The following is a 19,430-nucleotide window of genomic DNA, read 5'->3' as shown; positions in this document are numbered from 1 at the left end:
GAACCTTCGACTAGATTAGAGATGCAAGGATGCAAGACGTAATATTTCATTTTGCGTGGTTTGTTTGGTTTCAACAATCCCCGCAACTTGACCATTACTCATTACCAAAATTCTGTCAGTGATCCCTAATAGCTCCGGCATTTCAGAGGAAATAATAATAATTCCTTTGCCTTTCTTCGCTAGTTCAGTCATTAACTGATAGATTTCAAACTTAGCACCGACATCGATCCCCCTAGTCGGTTCATCCAACATTAATATTTCTGGTTGAGTTAATAGCCAGCGGCCAATAATAACTTTCTGCTGGTTTCCACCCGATAAAGAACCAATACTGGTGCGATGGCCTGGGGTTTTTACTCGCATAGCATCGATAACCCATTGGGTATCGCTCTTCATGCGAGTATTATCCAGCAGCCCGAATTTATTTTTATAATTACGAATATTAGAAATCAGGGAATTAAAACCCACATCGAGATAAGCATAAATCCCGGTGGAGCGACGCTCTTCCGTCACTAATGCAAAACCGTGATTAATGGCTTCATTGGCGCTGTGGTTATTAATGCTCTTACCATGCAATTTAATCGTACCAGCCACTTTCTCACGGATACCAAATAATGTTTCAACAATATCGGTGCGCTTAGCACCCACCAATCCGGCAATCCCCAGAATCTCACCTTTATGTAGATCAAAGGAGATATCACGGATTGAAGGCTGACGCAGTGAGGTCAGATTCTTCACTTCCAGAATGACCTCACCTGGCTTGTTGAGGCGGTCAGGAAAACGCTGACTCAGTGAGCGCCCGACCATCATCGAGATTATTTGATCCATGCTCAGCCCTTCCAGCGGCTGAGTAGCAATCCACTGACCATCACGTAAAATAGTGATTTCATCACACAGTTGGAATATCTCTTCCATCTTATGGGAGATATAAACAATTCCGCAGCCGCGTTCTTTCAATTTACGGATAATAGTAAATAGATGATTAACTTCTTTCTCGGTTAACGAGGAAGTCGGCTCATCCATAATGACAATTTTTGCATTGTAGGAGAAAGCTTTAGCAATCTCGATCATTTGCATTTGGGATACCGATAAAGTGGCAACTTTATCGCGTGGATCAATATCAATATCCAATTCATCGAAAATAGCTTTGGTATCTTTGTACATTTTATCCTGATCGACAAAGAAACCTTTGGTTGGGTAACGCCCCAGCCACATGTTGTCCATCACCGTGCGTTGTAATACCAGGTTTAATTCCTGATGTACCATCGAAACACCGTGCTCTAATGCTTCTTTAGAACTTTTAAATTCTATTTCTTGCCCCTGAAAGAGAATACTCCCGGAGTCTTTTTTATAGATACCAAACAGACATTTTAATAGCGTTGACTTACCTGCACCATTTTCGCCCATTAAGGCATGGATAGAATTTGGCCGCACTTTAAGATTTACGTTATCTAACGCCTTTACGCCTGGAAATGATTTATTAATATTACTCATTTCCAGCAACCACTCGCGAGGTTGTGCTGTATTAATATCGGCCATAGTTGTACCTGGCTAAGAATCGCTACTGAATTGCTGGGTATAAAATTCCCGCCTGCCAGCGCGCACTCTAAAATAAGGATCAATGCAACAGAAAACCTTCAGCCCCGACACTGGACAGCCCGCTTAAGTATCAGGACCTGAAGGTTAATATTTATTTCCTACCCGTTGTTGTTGGGCATCTAGCAAATATCGACTGTTATTTAGTAAATTCAGCCAGGTTATCTTTATCAACACCAACGTATGGAATACGTACAATTTTGTTGTCGATTTTCCAGGTGGTGCCTTCAGCAGCAGGTTTGCCGGCCGCCAGGTTTTTAGCCAGATCAAAGGTCGCTTTCGCCTGATTGTTGGCATCATTTAGAACAGTACCGGCCATTTTACCTGATTTCACCAGAGCCAGAGCTTCTGGTAAGGCATCCACACCAAACACTGGAATGCTGGCTTTGTTATGCGCTTTCAACGCTTCAACTGCGCCCATTGCCATAGCATCGTTATTGGCAATAACCACTTCGATTTTGTTCGCATTCGGGCCAGACAACCAGGCATCCATCTTATCTTTCGCCTGAGCGGTATCCCACATCGCAGTGTCTAACTGCAATTGCTGGGTTTCGATCCCTTTCTCGTTAAGAGTCTTGATAACATAAGTGGTACGGGCTTCAGCATCTGGGTGGCCCGGCTCGCCTTTCAACAGCACAAATTGAATTTTGCCATCTTTGTTCAGATCCCAATTTGGATTGGCCTGCCAATGTTTGGCGATCAACTCCCCCTGAATAACGCCAGATTCTTTGGAGTCAGTACCGACATAATAAGCTTTGTCGTAGCTATCAAGCGCCTTGCGTGAAGGTTCTTTGTTATAGAACACAATTGGGACATCGTTTGCGCGGGCTTTATCAATAACCACTGGCGCTGCTGCCGGGTCAACCAGGTTGATTGCCAGCGCTTTTACGCCTTTAGCCAGCAACACGTCAATTTGATCGTTTTGCTTGGATTGGTCATTCTGGGAGTCATTCATCAGCAGGGTAACGTCAGGGGATGCTTTAGCATCTTTCTCAATAGCTTTACGTACCACGGACATAAAGTTGTCATCATACTTATAAATAGTGACACCAATACGGGTATCAGCTTGAGCAACCGCGCCAAACATCATGCTGGCAGCCAGGGTTGCTAATGTGAAAACCTTCTTATTCATTTGTATCTCCGGGTTTATGTAGGGTTGTACAGGGTGATGTTTTTATCCGGCAACTGATGACATATTGATACATTAAGGTAGAAAACCACTAGAGCATAGACGTGGCGTTGTTAAGAATCTGTGAATTTTCTCACAGATTGAAAACGGTTACACAAGAATAAATTCCGAACTAGTGAGCGATACCACAATTTGCGACAGAATGACGCGGCACTAATGTGGGTTGGAAACAATAAGCAGCATGTGGATCAGATTCACGACTTGCCCCATCCAGAGCCAGTTCGGTAGCTAAAGTCGCCATAGAAACAATGGGATAACGCACTGTAGTCAGATTGGGGCTGGTATAGTGAGCAATGGGGATGTCATCGAACCCCACCAGCGAGAACTGCTCCGGAACGCTGATACCGTTCTCCTTCAGCACTGCCAAGGCGCCAGCAGCCATTGAGTCGTTATAGGCAAACACCGCACTGAGCTGTAAATTGCGCCCCAGCAGGTCAATCATGGCACGCTCGCCCCCAACCAAATCAGGCGTACCCCATGCACACCAACTTTCTGGCGCGGTGATGCCTGCCTCTTTAAGAGCATTCAGGTAGCCGCACTGACGTTGAATGACATCATCGATAGGGTGATTGGAACCGAGAAAACCAATACGCTGATGGCCTTTTTTGAGCAGCAGACGACACGCCATTTGCGCACCGCTAACATTGTCTAATCCGACACAACGGTGCTCAAATCCGGGAATAATTCGATTAATCAGAATCATACCGGGAACTTGCTCTAAAAAGGCAATTAACTCGCGGTCACTCAAAGCCTTAGCGTGAACTACCAGGGCATTGCAGCGTTGGCGCAGCAACACCTCGATAGCATGGCGTTCTTTGTCTGCCTGGTGATAGCTATTACCGATTAACAGATATTTTTGATGCCGCTGTGCCACAGTGTCTACCGCTTTCACCAATGCACCAAAAAAGGGATCGGACACATCCATCACCACCACACCGATCGTATCGCTACTTTGAGTGGCCAATGCCTGCGCATTAGCATTAGGGCGGTAACCCAGATCAGATACAGCCTTCAATACGGCTGCTCGGGTTTCAGGCCGGATAGCTGCGCTGTTATTGAGAACACGCGATACTGTAGCCTGCGAAACACCCGCCCTTGAGGCGACATCGCGAATGGTAATGCTATTTCCAGGGAGATGCAGTGCGGCCATGACCTTATCCTGTGTCTTATTTTGTCAATAAGTCACCATGCGCATATTGAGGCAACCGGGCATGGTAGGTGGCCTATCCTACCCAGTTTGTTGAAATTGCCACGTGAAATACGTCACAAGAAAGAAAACGTTTACATACAAATTTGCAACCCGCCAGACCACTTTCACTTTACAGTGTTATTCATAGCTTAGTGTTACGAGGTTGTAACGATTGACCGCAGGCATAGGCGGTCAGTTTACGCCACAGCCACTCCACTGGACCCTGAGTAAAATAGCGCAGCCAAAGCAGTGAAAAAATCACGTTGCACAGCCAGACCAGCGGAACAACCGCTAACAGTTGTAAACGATCCAGCTGCTGATATAAGCCGAAGTGATAGAAGATCAGCGTACATAGCAATGTCTGCAATAAATAATTGCTCAATGCCATGCGGCCAACCTGTGCCAGCCAATGGCTGACGCACCAGCGCGATAATGTTGGCCAGAAGCCATAAAGTAAGGCCAGATAGCCTACCGCCTGCAAGGGTGCGCCAAGCTCACGCGGTACTTGTAGCAAGAAACCGGCCCAACGGAAATCCCATCCGACCATCCATTGCAGTGCCACACCTGATATTTGGATAACTAATGAAAGCGCTACCAAACAGGCAGCCAGCAAACGGTAATGACGCAAACTGAACTCACCACGCAACCAACCGCAACGCATCAGTCCGGCCCCCAATAGCATTGAACCCGCCAGTTCCCAGCCATATTGTGCGCCGATAGCAATCAAATTGGATGACAATAGATCGAGCCGGTTTTTCCAGGCTTCAACCCCACCTTGTAATTTCCAGAATTGCTCATATTGCAAATCTGCCGGCCCCGGTTGCCAGAAACGGCCCGGCTCCCCGCTGGTGACAAACCCCAGCAGCAATAATACCGCCACCCCGAGTAAATAAAGCACCGCCCCGGTGCGTAATAAGCTGGCGGCATCTTTGGCATCACGAATCATTCGCCAACATACCAGGCCAATTAACCCATAAGCGAACAGTATGTCTCCATCCCAAAAGAAGATGCCGTGGATTAATCCCAGCAACAACAAGATAGAAAGCCGCGCCCTAATCCAGCCTTTACCACGTTTAAGCAGCAGCTCCAGACCGGCACCAAATAAGATAGCAAAAATAGACAGAAACTTGGCTTGCGCGACGATATCAAGAATGGCCCACGTCCAACTATCAGACACAGAAGGCAGACCAAGGTAAGCGGGATTAAGATAAGCGGCTTTTGGTAAGCCAAAGGCACTGATATTGAGCAGCAAAATGCCAAGGATGGCCAGCCCTCGCGCACTGTCTAACGTTGCGATGCGTTGACGCATACCCGACATCCTGTATTAGGGGCACCCATTGGTGCCCGCTCTGGCAAAAGGCTAATTAGCCGTTGTAGTGTTAGCTATTATGACGAACAGCGCGCAGGAACTCCTGGCGAGTATTCTGGCTGGATTTAAACAACCCGCCTAACGATGTTGTTGTGGTCGCACTGGTTGCATCGCGGATGCCGCGTGCTTTGACACAATAATGTACCGCATCAATGGAAACAGCGACATTATTTGTCCCTAGCAAGGTCTGCAACGCCAACAGGATTTGCTGTGTCAGCCGCTCTTGGACTTGTGGGCGCTGGGCGAAAAACTGCACGATACGGTTGATTTTAGATAATCCGATCACACTGTCTTTCGGAATATAGGCCACAGTAGCTTTACCGTCGATGGTGACAAAATGATGCTCACAAGTGCTGGTCAACGTGATATCTCGCACCGTCACCATCTCATCAACCTTCATTTTATTCTGGATCAGCGTGATTTTAGGGAAATTTTCGTAATCCAGTCCAGAGAAAATCTCATCAACATACATCTTGGCAATACGTCTTGGTGTATCGGCCAGGCTATCGTCAGATAAATCAAGATTCAACAATTGCATAACTTGCGTCATATGTTCCTGAATCCGGGTCTTGCGCGTTTGTGCATCTAATTCTTGTTTGCGCAATGGGGTTTCAAGGCCACGGGCCAGCAGTGCTTCATGAACCAACTCGGCTTCTTTACTTAGCGATGACATTCTTTTCTCCAACAGGCGTACGCGTCCGAACAGATAAACATGATGTAGATCACGTTCGGATTTTGCTCCCCACTGTAGTGGAGAGCAAAATGATTATCCAGTGATTGTTCTCCATCGCGGGCAGATATTCAAAGTGCTTTTTTCTCATAATAAGATGAAATAACTGCATCTGCGGCACCGCTCCCCCTCTCAATCAACCGATAGCGGCTTCACAGGTGCGGGCTGGCGTTTTAATCACCAGGCCACCGGCGATGATCAGCGCTACCACTGCGACATACAATGCAGGCTCCAGCCGATGAGTTAATGCTGTCGATGTGGCAGATAACAGCGGGCCGACTAACTGCCCGATGGCATAACCTGTGGTTAGCAAACCCGCCATATAACGGGTGTGATCGGGTGCCAGCTCACGGCCATGTTGTAATGAAAGTTGCACCACACTGAGGAAGCCACCACCAGTCAGCAACGCGCCCAGAACCAGCCCATTCACCCCAGGCACCCATTCAGCACACAACACACCCAATGCCTGAACCCACAGCGTCAATGCCAGACGTGTCTGCGATGTCAGCCGATGGCGGGTTGCAATACCGAGCATAATACCAATCACCGCCGCCCCACCAAACACTGGCCAGACAAACTGGGCAAACAGGCTATCCGGGAAACGAGCGCTTGCCATCTGCGATAAAAAGGTTGCCGGTAAGATATAGCCAAAGCCCGCCAGACTGTAGCTCCACACCAGCCGTTTCAGCGCGGGTGTCAACGTCAGTGGGATGGCGGCAATATGCGGTCGATGTAACTCACCACTACGCGGCAGATTGATGCTAATGGCCGCAATAATAATTAGCGCCAATACGCCATAAACGCCCCATGCTTGGGCTGCTGATAGGCCATAGTTATGAATCGTCACAGCCAACATACCGCTAATGAATATTCCAGCCCCCGGCCCGGCGAAAACTGCGGCGCTGAGTGCCGGGCGACCAAAATGCGCCAATCGTTCATTGGTCCAGGCCGCGATCAATACCATCGACCAACCACTGGCCCAGCCGATAGCAAAACGCACCACACCATGCCACCACAGCCCATCTACCAGCGCAGATAGCAATGTTAATGTTACCGCCCCCCACAAGCCGAGCCATAAACGGCGCTCGACATGGCGGCTGGCCCGCATGGCATCAAAAGCACCAAACAGATATCCCAGATAATTAAACGCCGCGACCAGCCCCGCACCAGTCAGAGTGAATTGATGCTCTGCAATCATCAGCGGTACTTGTGGTGTAAAAGCAAAACGGCCAATACCCATTGCTACTACCAATGCCAAAAAACCACTTAATGCGATTCTTAATGCCATCTGCCCTGCCCATTGGTTGCTGTCAGCTCATTGCACTGCCAGCCGGTTAAAAGAAAGTTGCCAATATCATGCCTGAGTATTAGAATCACAAAAAATGAATAATACTAACCAAGTTCATCACAAAAAGAGAACAGTTATGGATCTGACCCAGCTACGCATGTTTTGCTGCGTGGCAGAAACCGGTTCCGTTGCCCGAGCAGCGGAGCAGATGCACCGCGTCCCGTCAAATCTGACGACACGCCTGCGCCAGCTTGAAATTGAGCTGGGTGCAGATCTATTCATTCGTGAAAAGCAGCGTCTGCGCCTGTCACCGATGGGGCATAACTTTCTCTGCTACGCCAACCGTATTCTGGCCCTGAGCGAAGAAGCGATGCGCATTACCCATGCCGGTGAACCGGCGGGTAATTTCCCGTTAGGCTCAATGGAAAGCACCGCAGCCACTCGCCTGCCCAACCTGCTCGCGGTATATCATCAGCGCTATCCCAAAGTCTCTTTGTCGCTAATCACAGGAACCTCCGGTGAAATCATCGAACAAGTCCGAGCCGGAACACTGGCGACAGCATTGGTTGATGGCCCGGTACAGCATGATGAACTGCACGGCTGCCGCTCTTTCGAAGAGCGATTAGTTATCATTTCCTGTCTGGATCATCTATCGATTAATCAAGCTCGTGATGCCGTGGATGAAACTCTGTTTGCCTTCCGCCCCAGTTGTTCATACCGATTGCGACTGGAAAGCTGGTTCCGACAGGCAGGCTGTATACCTGGGCATATCATGGAAATCCAGTCTTACCACGCTATGCTCGCTTGTGTGGCAAGTGGCGCGGGGTTGGCACTGATCCCGCATTCGGTATTGGCGCTGCTCCCCGGCCACGAGCGGGTAAAAGTGCATCACCTGCCACCCGATATTGCCGAGACAGCAACCTGGCTCATTTGGCGCAAGGATGCCTTTAGCCCTAATGTCCGCGCGTTAAAAGAGCTGATTATCGAACAGATTGAAACTCAGTGACATACCTGACGGACAGCATCTTCTCGGCCATAATTTATACAAGTACTGTTGCTGAAATCACAAACAGATACACGCAACAAATATGATACATAAAAGATATATTTATATAACACTCATCACACGTAAGCTATAGGAGCAACACCATGCAGATGATTAAAACTCGCGCCGCTGTCGCCTGGGGACCAAACCAGCCGCTATCCGTTGAAGAAGTTGACTTGATGCCACCACAAAAAGGCGAAGTGTTGGTGCGAATTGTCGCCAGCGGGGTTTGCCACACCGACGCCTACACCTTATCGGGCAAAGATCCTGAAGGGATATTTCCAGTCATCCTCGGCCATGAAGGGGGCGGGATTGTGGAAGCTATCGGCGAAGGGGTGACCAGTGTTGCGGTGGGTGATCACGTCATTCCGCTGTACACACCTGAATGCGGTGAATGTAAATTCTGCCGTTCCGGTAAGACCAACCTGTGTCAGGCAATCCGCAGTACCCAAGGTAAAGGTTTGATGCCCGATGGCACCACTCGCTTCTCGAAGAATGGCCAGCCTATTTTTCATTACATGGGCACCTCAACCTTCTCAGAATTGACTGTGGTGCCAGAAATATCACTGGCAAAAATCAATAAAGAAGCGCCATTAGAAGAAGTTTGCTTGCTGGGTTGTGGCGTCACCACTGGCATGGGGGCGGTTATCAACACGGCCAAAGTGAAACCGGGCGATACAGTGGCTATCTTCGGCTTGGGTGGCATTGGTTTATCTGCAGTTATTGGCGCACAAATGGCCGGTGCCAGCCGGATTATCGGTATCGATCTTAATACCAGTAAATTCGAGCTGGCCCGCAAACTGGGGGCGACTGACCTGATTAACCCGAAAGATTATGATAAACCTATTCAGGATGTGATTATCGAGCTGACCGATGGCGGCGTCGATTTCTCATTTGAATGCATAGGTAACGTCAATATTATGCGTTCAGCTTTAGAGTGCTGCCATAAAGGTTGGGGCGAATCAGTCATTATCGGTGTCGCTGGCGCAGGTGAGGAAATTTCAACTCGCCCATTCCAACTGGTAACGGGCCGAATCTGGCGTGGTTCTGCTTTTGGCGGAGTCAAAGGCCGCTCAGAATTACCCGGTATTGTGCAGCAATATCTGGATGGAAAGTTTGCCTTGAACGACTTCATTACTCACACCATGGGGCTGGATCAGATCAATGAAGCCTTTGATTTAATGCATGAAGGTAAATCTATCCGTACCGTTATCCATTTTGATCAATCGTCACAAAACCATTCTTTACAAAACAAATAGAGCAGGAAGGCAGACAACGCATGAACACGTCACTTGAACTTCTCGAAGAGCACCGGATGTTTGGTGGATGGCAGCAACGCTATCGCCATGCCGCCAGCAGCCTGAATTGCAATATGACTTTCAGCATCTATCTGCCACCACCACGGGATGATAACCCGCCGCCGGTGCTTTACTGGCTATCGGGGCTAACCTGTAATGATGAAAATTTCACGCTAAAAGCAGGCGCACAGCGGATCGCGGCAGAGCTGGGGCTGGTACTGGTGATGCCAGATACCAGCCCGCGTGGCGATGAGGTGCCAAATGACGAGGGCTACGATTTAGGCCAAGGGGCAGGATTTTACCTCAATGCAACCCAAGCACCCTGGTCTGAGCATTTTCATATGTACGACTATATCAGTCAGGAATTGCCCGCATTGATTCGCCAGCATTTTAGTGTCAGTGATCGTCAATCTATCTGTGGTCACTCAATGGGCGGCCACGGTGCGCTAATGTTGGCACTGCGTAATCCGCAGCAATATCAATCCGCTTCTGCTTTCGCGCCGATAGTCAACCCGTGCCAGGTTCCGTGGGGGCGAAAAGCCTTTGCAGCCTATCTGGGTGCTGATGAAAGCCAATGGTTGCAATATGATAGCTGTCACTTACTCACACACGCAGAAACCACACTGCCGATATTAGTCGATCAAGGTGATGGAGATCAGTTCCTTGCCGATCAATTACAGCCGGCAAAATTAGCCGAATTGGCACGTCAGCGTGACTGGCCGTTAACTCTGCGTATTCAGCCGGGTTATGATCATAGCTATTTCACCATAGCGACATTTATTGAAGATCACCTGCGCTTCCATGCAGAATATTTGCATCCATAACCTTGCCCTAAATCTCAAGCTCTGCAAGGGGCTTGAGATTAATGACAACGTGCTCGCTATCGAGCGAATAGGCAGAGAGTAAAGATACCGTATTCCCTTGGCAGTAAAAAAAGTCCATGTAGGCTCTAGCCACGCCATTCCTGGCGCGAAAGCTTTCTGTTGCCTGCCCTTCACCCTTTGAAATTGCACCGCCGTCGTTTGTCAGTTGCCGGAAAGACTCACATGGTTTATTGGTCTTATTTTTAACTATTAATAATTATCGCTATATTAAAAATATATAAATAGATAATAACTAACAACATAATAATAACAGCAACTAACAATAAATCCGAATTAAAATAGAAAATCAAAAAAAACATTGATAAGTTAATGTAAAAGAATTAAAAATAAACAGTTTCACTGAATGGGATCGTAATGGTATAAAAATGGAATAGTTGAAATGGAGAATCATATGTATAATTCAACATCACACCCAAAAAACCACAGAGTAAATAATGCAACGGCATTGAGAAGTAAGTTACTATCGTTACAAGAATTTTTTAAAAGTATTCCGATACATATTAATAGCAATGAAATAGAAGACTTAAGAAATAGTACATCTAATAATAAAATAACCGCATGGAACTGGTCGAAGAGTTTCTCTCAAGACTGAAATAGCCGATGAGTCATTCAAGAAAGGGATTAAGGCTGAATCGTCACTGCCTTAATCCTTATTGAATCATCTCATATATATAATATGTTTACTCTATCAATTTTCACTTGATTAAACTGAGCATTACTAACAATTTTTACTATACGCGATGATATCACTAGATGTTATTAAACCCAGCGAGACATCACAACATGTTGATACGTGAATTTTTTAGTGACCTGAAACTTAGCCCTATACCCAGTATAATGGCAATAATAATCACAGCGATCGGGTTACTTTCATCATTTTTAGTCTTGCTGCTTTACATAACAGATAATCGTATTGATAAATATCATGATGATTACCAAAATATTTATCGGGTAGAAACACAATTCAATTTACCCAATGGCGATGAAGTGAAATCGGCTCGCGCTCCCTTACCGCTTATTTCTGCATTGCAGAACGATAAAGACATCAAACGTGTCGATTATGTTTTACGCCTTTTCCTCAACTTACAGGTGAAGAACCGCACCTATTCTGATGTAGAGATTTATGCCGTCAGTGATGGTTTTTTCAGTGCCCTCAATCCTTACCAACTTCCCCCACCCAAGCTCTCTATGAATGAGATTATTATTACACCTGAGTTTAATCAGCAATATCTTAAATTCGATAATCCCAAGGGTCATACCATCACACTTGGGGATAAAGGAACCTTTGTTATCAAGGAGGTCATGAGTTTGAATAAGGCAAGTCGCTTCAAAACAGGCGCAGTTATCGCGTTCTCTCCCGACCTGTTAGATGGCTATCATGAAAAAAGACATGATTGGTATGATACTCACGCCTACACTTTTATCACTCTGTTAGCACAAGCAACACCCAGTATTGAGCAGCTAAAATCACTTGTTATCCGCTATGCACCACAGCTCCCCGGAGCACCCTTTAGCCCACAGGAATTCATTAAATTATCTGCTCGCAATGTAAGTATCCCCTCAAAACGGCCCATTCACTTTTAGAGATCTTCCGACATACTGATTATGTCACCTGAGGAGATCGCTATGCGTAAGATCCGATTCACAGAGCACCAGATCATCGCCGTACTGAAATCAGTCGAAGCGGGCAGGACCGTCAAAGATGTGTGCCGTGAGGCTGCTATTTCCGAAGCCAGCTATTACAACTGGAAGGCGAAATATGGCGGGATGGAAGCCGCTGACATCAAAAAAATCAAAGATCTTGAGGACGAGAATCGTCGTCTGAAGCAGATGTTTGCCGATCTGAGTCTGGAATGCCGGGCACTGAAAGACGTCATCGAAAAAAAGCTTTAAAACCAGCGATAAAGCGTGAGCTCGTCAACTATCTGACCACGCAGTTTACGATGAGCATACGCCAGACATGCAGGACGTTATCGCTGAGCAGGACGGTGTTTCGTTATCAACCGGATACACGACGTGATGAACCGGTGATCCAAATGCTGACAGAGGTGGCCGAGCGCTATCCCCGCTACGGCTTTAAGAAGCTTTTTCAGGTACTTCGCAGGCAGGGACACGTCTGGAACCACAAGCGCGTACACCGGATTTACTGTCTGCTGAAACTGAATTTTCGTCGTAAGGGTAAACAACGTCTGCCGATACGCAATCCGGCTCCGCTGGCAACGCCGGAAGCCCTGAACCAAAGTTGGTCGATTGATTTTATGCACGACGCGCTGACATGTGGCCGACGTTTTCGGACTTTCAATGTTGTCGATGATTTTAACCGTGAAGCTCTGGCTATCGAAATTGACCTAAATATCCCGGCGCAACGGGTCGTGCGGGTGCTAGACAGAATAGTAGCAAACCGTGGATATCCGCTGAAGATGCGGATGGATAATGGGCCGGAACTGATATCACTGGCTCTGGCGCAATGGGCCGAAGAGCATGGCGTGATGCTGGAATTTATCAAGCCGGGCAAACCGACGCAAAACGCATTTATCGAACGGTTTAACAGGACGTACCGGACAGAAATACTGGATTTTTACCTGTTTAGAACGTTGAACGAAGCACGGGAAATTACGGAACGTTGGCTGAATGAATATAACAGTGAGCGGCCCCATGAATCCCTGAATAACCTGACACCGGAAGAATACCGGCTGATGGCTGAAAACCCGGAAATCTCAAAAAGTGCGTGGAACTAAAGCTGGGATACTTACAGCAACATTGCCGATATCCATTACGATGATGAATTACCTGATGAAATGAGTATGGTCATTTCAAAATCCTATATTTATGCTTTATATGCTGCTGGCATTTTTGTTTTTTTCACAACCATCATGAATTTCTTTAATATCAATAGCGTTATTTATACAAACAAGAAAAACAGTTTTCAAATAAAGAAATCAATGGGTGCATCCCAAACTCAATTGTTAGCAGAGTCATTTTATATCGCAACGATACAAACAATATTCGTTCTGCTGGTAGGCGTCATCATCCTTTTATATCTAATACATTCATCTGACACAATTAAAACACTAATATTAGAACAAGAGAATAAGGTGCGTCTAATTACCTTCTTTTCAACATTCATCGCTGTCTACGTTACAATACTTCTTTCTCATATCATCTACCTTTGTGTTGTGATTTTCCCTAACCGTTCAAGTCATAACAAGACTTATAATGAACAACCTCTGTCACGCCACCTGCACCAAGGGACATTATGTCTGCAAATAATCATAGCAGGAGTCATTATTTATTTATGGGCAGGCGTTATAACGCAAAATAGCTTCATGCAACAACATGATTTTGGCTATGAAAAAGAAAACATCATCACATTTCAATTAAGTGATGAACTAAAAAGACCGGAATCTATAAACAACTTACAAGATAAATTAAAACACACTATTAAAACATCGCCATTAACATTAAGTAGTTGGCGTCCATTTAACATGTCTAAGTCAGTTACATCAATATCTCATTCTCATCAACAAGAGGAAGATAATTTACTTACTATCAATACTTTTAATGCAAACAGAGAGTTCATCAACACCTGGGGATTAAAAGTGTTAGCAGGCCATGACAATACGATAAAGGCAAGTAAAAATAAAAATATCCATCATGCAATTGCTACAAAATCATTTATGAATTCAATGAAAAAAACGTCCTATGATGAAATCCTGAATAATGTTTTTTACATTAGCGATGGAGATTCAAAACGAGAGGTAAGAATACTAAAAGTAGTCAATGATTTTCATCTTGCCAGTAGCAATGGAAATTCTCCGCCAATACTGATCTTTATCAGGGATGATATACAAAGATATGGCATATTGAAACTTCAAGACAAGCAAGATATTAATATAGCGAAGAAAATACTTGAGTCATATAGTATCAACTCTGAACAAATAAAAACCGTAAAAGAGATACATAAAGAATATCTTAGAATTAATAAGTCAATTCAAAATGTCATTAACATTGTAACTTTAATATCTGTTACGATAATATTAATAAGCACGATGATAATTGGATCCTCCGAATATAAACGTTTCGAAAAAACTTTTAAAATAATGGATTTTATTGGAGGTTCCTTTTTCACTCATATTATTTTCTTTATACAACAAAACATTACTCCGATAGCTATTGCAGCAATAATATCCTACCCTATAGGGATTTTGTTATTAACTAAATGGCTACATCAATATAGCATTGTCACTCATCTGTCATATGCCTATGCTACAGGAGCATTTCTAACCTTCATTGTTAGTATCCTGATAGTTATGACAGCAGTATTAATTTCAAGCAAAAAACATTGAATATCATACAGAAAAAACAGATCCTATGGATATAAAACTAGAGCGGAACACAATACTTCCTAAATTACTAATTTTTTGTATAGTGCTTGTTTTATTTTCTTGTATTTTTTATATTTATCATTTAACCACAACAAAAGATAAATTATTAATTTCACGAGATGATGTTATTTTTCAAACAATTCAACCTACATTATACGAAAACGTTCTCATTAGCCGTGCTATAGCCGTTCCTAATCAAAGCGTTATTATTTCCAGTGAACGTGGAGGTAAAATCACTAAAATAACCAAGAAAGCATTTGAAAACGTCCAAAAAGGAGAGGTTATAGTCCAATTATCTAATTATGATTTCATGCTGGAAGCAACATCCCGCATGGCAGATATTACAGAGCAAATAAATAGTCTAAGAACAATTAAGATTCAATTAGAACAAGACAATCGGGATACTAAACTCAGATTACAAGAAGCGAAACATCAGATTGAGATCATATCTAAGAAACTTATAAGACATCAAGAGCTTGACAAAAAATCAATGATTGCAAAGTCCGAATTAGAGTATCAAATTGACACACTGAATAATTGGAAGATGAAATGTAATATATTACAAGATCACGATAATAAAAATACAAAGTCACTTCCATCACAATTTAAAAGTATTGATGATTCTATTTTTTTACTTGAAGGAGTAATGAAAACCATTGAGAATGGTATGGAGCAATTAGTGATTAAAGCACCTATTGATGGAACGTTATCAGTTCTCGACATTGAATTAGGCCAGCAAATAAAACCGGGAGGAAAAATAGCGGTAATTGATAATTTGGATTCATATTATTTAAATATTCACTTCAGCGAGTATTACCTCGACAAGATAATACCACAAAGTCGTATTACTTCGAGAGTAAATGGTCAGGATATCCCACTATTGATTGAAACAGTATCCACCATTATTGACAACGGTAAATTCAAAGCCAAACTTACACCAATAGGACGTTCTACTGTCAATCTTAAAAGAGGCCAGTCCGTTGAGGTACGTATTACATTGCAGGAAGAAGATAACCATATTTTGTTAGTCCCTAACGACAGTATTATATCCAATAAAAAAGGGGATGATTTTTTATATATTTATCAACAAGAAAATGATCTGGCCATTAAAACTAAAGTTGAAGCAAAACGTCGAGATGCAACGAATACACAAATTTTATCGGGGCTAAATCCTGGGCAACAGATTGTTATATACCAAAAAGAAAATAATATAGACCCAACTACTATAGAGTTTAAATAATATGCTAATGATACAAAATGCAGAAAAATGCCACATAACAAAAACAGTTAAAACCAGAGTAATTCATCATCTGAACCTTAATGTCGAGAAAGGTGAATTCGTCTCGATTATGGGGCCATCAGGATCGGGGAAATCAACCCTTCTCAACATTATCGGTATGTTTGACGTACTGGATAGTGGCTCACTTACCCTGGGCGGGAAGGATGTTGCCAACCTTCGTAACTCACAGCGTATTGCCTTAAGGAGAGATTTAATAGGTTATATATTCCAGTCATTTAACCTTATTCCACATCTCTCCATCTTTGATAATATCGCACTGCCACTGAAGTATCGTGGCGTTGCCAAAAAGGCCCGCCTTGAGCGTATCAATCAGGTTTTGAAAAATTTCAATATCGATAACCGAAGAAACCATAAACCGATGCAACTCTCTGGTGGTCAACAACAGCGCGTTGCTATTGCGCGCGCGATGGTGTCTTGTCCTGCACTTCTGCTAGCTGATGAACCTACAGGTAATCTGGATAGCAAAAATGCCCGAGGTGTACTTGAACAACTCCGGAATATTAACCAATCAGGCACCACCATTATTATGGTCACGCATTCTAATGAGGCGTCTACCTATGCCAATAGAATTATAAATATGCAGGATGGATATTTAATATAAAACAAAGGAATGTAACATGGATGATATCATACCTATCAGAAATATTGAAAGATCAGCACGCTATCAGTGAAGAGATAGCCGCAACAGAAAAAATGCGCCATTGTAAATGGTTTCCTATCTGCCACGGTGGCTGCCCCCATGATCGTGTTATTAACCGCAGGCACACCAAAGGATATAATGATACATGCTGTGGCACAGGAAAATTGCTTACGACTATTGAGAATTATTTAATCACAGCTCGCTAAAACCCCATAGCTACATGGCTTTAGCGATTATCTGACGTTTCTCTTTATAACTCAATCTCTTGTCCTTTACGATGCAAACGTAATGAAACTAAGAAAGTTAGGAAACACATGGCCGATACATACCAAAAGAAGCTATTTTCCATATCAAATGATTTAAGGGATAACGCGACATATTCAGCGCTACCACCAAACATAGCATTGGCAATAGCATAAGACAGGCCCACACCTAATGCCCTGACCTCCGGTGGGAACATTTCTGCTTTCAGTAATCCGCCAATCGAAGTATAGAAGCTAATGATAATTAAAGCGGTTATGATTAGCATAAATGCAATATATGGGCTGGTTACTCCTTTCAGCGCATGGAGAATCGGCACTGTCAGTAACATAGACAACAAACCGAAAGTCAGCATAGACGTTCGCCGGCTTATACGATCTGAGAGCGCACCAAATAATGGCTGAATCAGCATGAAAATAAACAGCGCCGCAGTCATTACCAGACTGGCTGTTTTCACATCCATTCCCGCCGTATTGACCAGATATTTTTGCATATAAGTGGTGTAAGTATAAAAAGAGAGTGAACCGCCAGCAGTAAAACCTAGCACCATAATAAATGCACGACGATTCTTCCATAGCCCTTTCAGGCTGCCCGCATCTTTCTTATTGCGTGTTTTTTCATCTGACGTTTCATTCAGTGAACGGCGTAAATAAAGTGCAACTACTGCCAGCAATGCGCCGAGAACAAAGGGAATTCGCCAGCCCCAACTGTGAAGCACTTCAGATGACAGGGTTTGCTGAAGCAAAACTAATACCAGTAACGCCAGCAACTGGCCGCCAATCAAGGTGACATACTGAAAAGAGGCATAAAACCCTTTGCGCCCTTTCACTGCCACTTCACTCATATAAGTCGCGCTGGTGCCGTACTCACCACCAACAGATAACCCTTGGAATAAGCGGGCAACCAGTAGCAAAACCGGTGCCAGGCTGCCTATTGAAGCATAGGTTGGCAGGCAAGCAATCATCAGTGACCCGGCACACATCATATAGACTGAAATTAACATGGATAACTTGCGACCATGCTTATCCGCAATATAACCAAACAGCCACCCACCAATAGGCCGCATCAGAAAGCCGGCAGCAAAAACCCCCGCGGTTTGCACTAATTGAGTCGTCGGATTATCGCTTGGAAAGAATAACGGAGCAAAATAGAGCGCGCAGAAAGAGTAAATATAGAAATCGAACCATTCAACTAAATTACCAGAAGAAGCCCCTACTATGGCTCGTATCCGTTGCCGGGTATCCGCACTCTCCGTCAGACGTACTGATGTCGCCTTACCCTTTGCCGCAGTAGTATCTAATGATGTTGTTTCAGTCATATTGATGCGTCTGCCATATTATTAAACTTCCATGCTGATATGAGCTCAGAGCCAAGACATCGCAGATACCGAACTCTCATTTACATATTGCCTATTGCTAGATTGTTATATATTGGTGGCAATATTGTTTCAATGGGAGTTATAGACCGGGCAGTAGTTTAGGAATAACCTCAAATGAACCTGTGAGGCATAACAGATAAATATGTCGCCCCAACTGTTCAGTGAGAATATTTTTGTGAGAGCAATTGCAAAATTGATAATTAATAAATAAGACAACGATAAGTGACCTGCGTAACTATGCCACTGGCAACTTATCGCTGTACGCATTATAGACTAAAAAGCAGATCCAGGTTGCAACAGGAAAGCCTGCTCTTCCGCGCTAGAGACTCGCCCGAGAATAAGGTTTCGGTGTGGATAACGGCCAAAGCGATCAATAATCGCTTTATGGCGTAATTCATAATCCAACTGAATATCATTACCTAATTCAGTATAGAGTTCTAACGCCTGTTGATGAATTAATGCCGATTCTGAGTGCATAAAAGGTAGGTAAAGAAAACCGCGCTGAGTATCCGATAATTGCCCCGCCTGCCCACGGCTGATGGCTTCCTGCGCTAATACCAGTGCCATACCGTCACAGGAAAAAGAAGCCGGTAAATCGCGGAATAAATTACGGCTGAATTGATCCAGAATCAATATCTCTGCCAGGCGCCCTTCAATATTTTGCCGCCAACGGGCTAACTCCCCTTTCGATGCAGCCTGCCAAACCGGGCCAAAACGCTGGCGTAGAAGGGTGTCAAAATCCTCATCTTTTTTGAACCACAACGCAGAGTCCATCTCACTAAACCAGAACTTCAGAATTGTTTGATAATCCATGTCAGCCCCCTATTTTGTCTAAATAATGTTAATACCAATGCAAAAGGATAACACTTATCAAGATAACA

16 protein-coding genes and 2 pseudogenes are annotated in these 19,430 nt (G+C 44.4%); 10 read left to right on the top strand and 8 right to left on the bottom strand.

Features of this window, described 5'->3' with window-relative positions:
* Window positions 1-15: 15 nt before the first annotated feature.
* The 6 genes from mglA to AT01_RS19350 all read right to left on the bottom strand — a co-directional run bounded on the left by mglA (window position 16) and on the right by AT01_RS19350 (window position 7,358).
* The gene (gene mglA / locus AT01_RS19375; RefSeq protein WP_042548307.1) at window positions 16-1,536 is read right to left on the bottom strand and encodes a galactose/methyl galactoside ABC transporter ATP-binding protein MglA; all 1,521 of its coding nucleotides are present in this window, start codon (window positions 1,534-1,536) and stop codon (window positions 16-18) included.
* A gap of 196 nt (window positions 1,537-1,732) precedes the next feature.
* The gene (mglB, locus tag AT01_RS19370; RefSeq protein WP_042548306.1) at window positions 1,733-2,725 is read right to left on the bottom strand and encodes a galactose/glucose ABC transporter substrate-binding protein MglB; all 993 of its coding nucleotides are present in this window, start codon (window positions 2,723-2,725) and stop codon (window positions 1,733-1,735) included.
* A gap of 169 nt (window positions 2,726-2,894) precedes the next feature.
* Window positions 2,895-3,932 (bottom strand): HTH-type transcriptional regulator GalS, encoded by a 1,038-nt coding sequence (gene galS / locus AT01_RS19365; protein WP_042548305.1) that lies wholly within the window; start codon window positions 3,930-3,932, stop codon window positions 2,895-2,897.
* Between the two features lie 181 nt (window positions 3,933-4,113).
* Complete coding sequence (yeiB, locus tag AT01_RS19360) at window positions 4,114-5,280, bottom strand: DUF418 domain-containing protein YeiB (RefSeq protein WP_042548304.1); 1,167 nt, start codon at window positions 5,278-5,280, stop codon at window positions 4,114-4,116.
* 70 nt (window positions 5,281-5,350) lie between these two features.
* Window positions 5,351-6,013: a GTP cyclohydrolase I FolE gene (gene folE / locus AT01_RS19355; RefSeq protein ID WP_004699438.1), complete on the bottom strand. Its 663-nt coding sequence runs from the start codon at window positions 6,011-6,013 to the stop codon at window positions 5,351-5,353.
* A gap of 193 nt (window positions 6,014-6,206) precedes the next feature.
* A complete protein-coding gene (locus tag AT01_RS19350) occupies window positions 6,207-7,358 on the bottom strand; it encodes a YbfB/YjiJ family MFS transporter (RefSeq protein WP_042548303.1) in 1,152 nt (383 codons plus the stop codon).
* 136 nt (window positions 7,359-7,494) lie between these two features.
* Between AT01_RS19350 and ptrR the strand changes: the two genes are divergently transcribed.
* The 10 genes and pseudogenes from ptrR to AT01_RS21170 all read left to right on the top strand — a co-directional run.
* Window positions 7,495-8,364: a putrescine utilization regulator PtrR gene (gene ptrR, locus AT01_RS19345; protein WP_042548302.1), complete on the top strand. Its 870-nt coding sequence runs from the start codon at window positions 7,495-7,497 to the stop codon at window positions 8,362-8,364.
* A gap of 143 nt (window positions 8,365-8,507) precedes the next feature.
* A complete protein-coding gene (locus tag AT01_RS19340) occupies window positions 8,508-9,662 on the top strand; it encodes an S-(hydroxymethyl)glutathione dehydrogenase/class III alcohol dehydrogenase (RefSeq protein ID WP_042548301.1) in 1,155 nt (384 codons plus the stop codon).
* A gap of 20 nt (window positions 9,663-9,682) precedes the next feature.
* Entirely contained in the window at window positions 9,683-10,525 is an 843-nt protein-coding gene (gene fghA / locus AT01_RS19335; protein WP_042548300.1) for an S-formylglutathione hydrolase, read from the top strand.
* 439 nt (window positions 10,526-10,964) lie between these two features.
* Window positions 10,965-11,177, top strand: coding sequence for a darobactin family peptide antibiotic (gene darA, locus AT01_RS21175; RefSeq protein ID WP_327212964.1), 213 nt, complete (start codon window positions 10,965-10,967; stop codon window positions 11,175-11,177).
* Between the two features lie 191 nt (window positions 11,178-11,368).
* Window positions 11,369-12,139, top strand: a pseudogene (locus AT01_RS19330) (darobactin export ABC transporter permease subunit); the annotation flags it as partial.
* Window positions 12,140-12,211: 72 nt separating this feature from the next.
* A protein-coding gene (locus tag AT01_RS19320) for an IS3 family transposase (RefSeq protein ID WP_144404905.1) occupies window positions 12,212-13,323 on the top strand; the annotation gives its coding sequence in 2 pieces (ribosomal slippage) (window positions 12,212-12,473 and window positions 12,473-13,323; 1,113 coding nt in all).
* 66 nt (window positions 13,324-13,389) lie between these two features.
* Window positions 13,390-14,931 (top strand): FtsX-like permease family protein, encoded by a 1,542-nt coding sequence (locus AT01_RS19315; protein ID WP_052489985.1) that lies wholly within the window; start codon window positions 13,390-13,392, stop codon window positions 14,929-14,931.
* A gap of 25 nt (window positions 14,932-14,956) precedes the next feature.
* A complete protein-coding gene (gene darC, locus AT01_RS19310) occupies window positions 14,957-16,210 on the top strand; it encodes a darobactin export ABC transporter periplasmic adaptor subunit (protein WP_042548299.1) in 1,254 nt (417 codons plus the stop codon).
* A gap of 1 nt (window position 16,211) precedes the next feature.
* Window positions 16,212-16,871: a darobactin export ABC transporter ATP-binding protein gene (gene darD, locus AT01_RS19305; RefSeq protein WP_042548298.1), complete on the top strand. Its 660-nt coding sequence runs from the start codon at window positions 16,212-16,214 to the stop codon at window positions 16,869-16,871.
* Window positions 16,872-16,924: 53 nt separating this feature from the next.
* A pseudogene (locus AT01_RS21170) lies at window positions 16,925-17,116 on the top strand (darobactin maturation radical SAM/SPASM protein DarE); the annotation flags it as partial.
* Between the two features lie 44 nt (window positions 17,117-17,160).
* On the opposite strand, the gene AT01_RS19300 reads toward AT01_RS21170, so the two are convergent.
* Entirely contained in the window at window positions 17,161-18,489 is a 1,329-nt protein-coding gene (locus AT01_RS19300; RefSeq protein WP_042548297.1) for an MFS family transporter, read from the bottom strand.
* A gap of 333 nt (window positions 18,490-18,822) precedes the next feature.
* The gene (locus AT01_RS19295; RefSeq protein WP_042548296.1) at window positions 18,823-19,362 is read right to left on the bottom strand and encodes a DUF924 family protein; all 540 of its coding nucleotides are present in this window, start codon (window positions 19,360-19,362) and stop codon (window positions 18,823-18,825) included.
* Between the last annotated feature and the right edge of the window lie 68 nt (window positions 19,363-19,430).

The sequence above is a fragment of the Yersinia aldovae 670-83 genome, from assembly GCF_000834395.1.
Lineage (GTDB): Bacteria > Pseudomonadota > Gammaproteobacteria > Enterobacterales > Enterobacteriaceae > Yersinia > Yersinia aldovae.
Note: the sequence above shows the minus strand (reverse complement) of the source record. Positions and strands in the feature narration are given on the sequence as shown.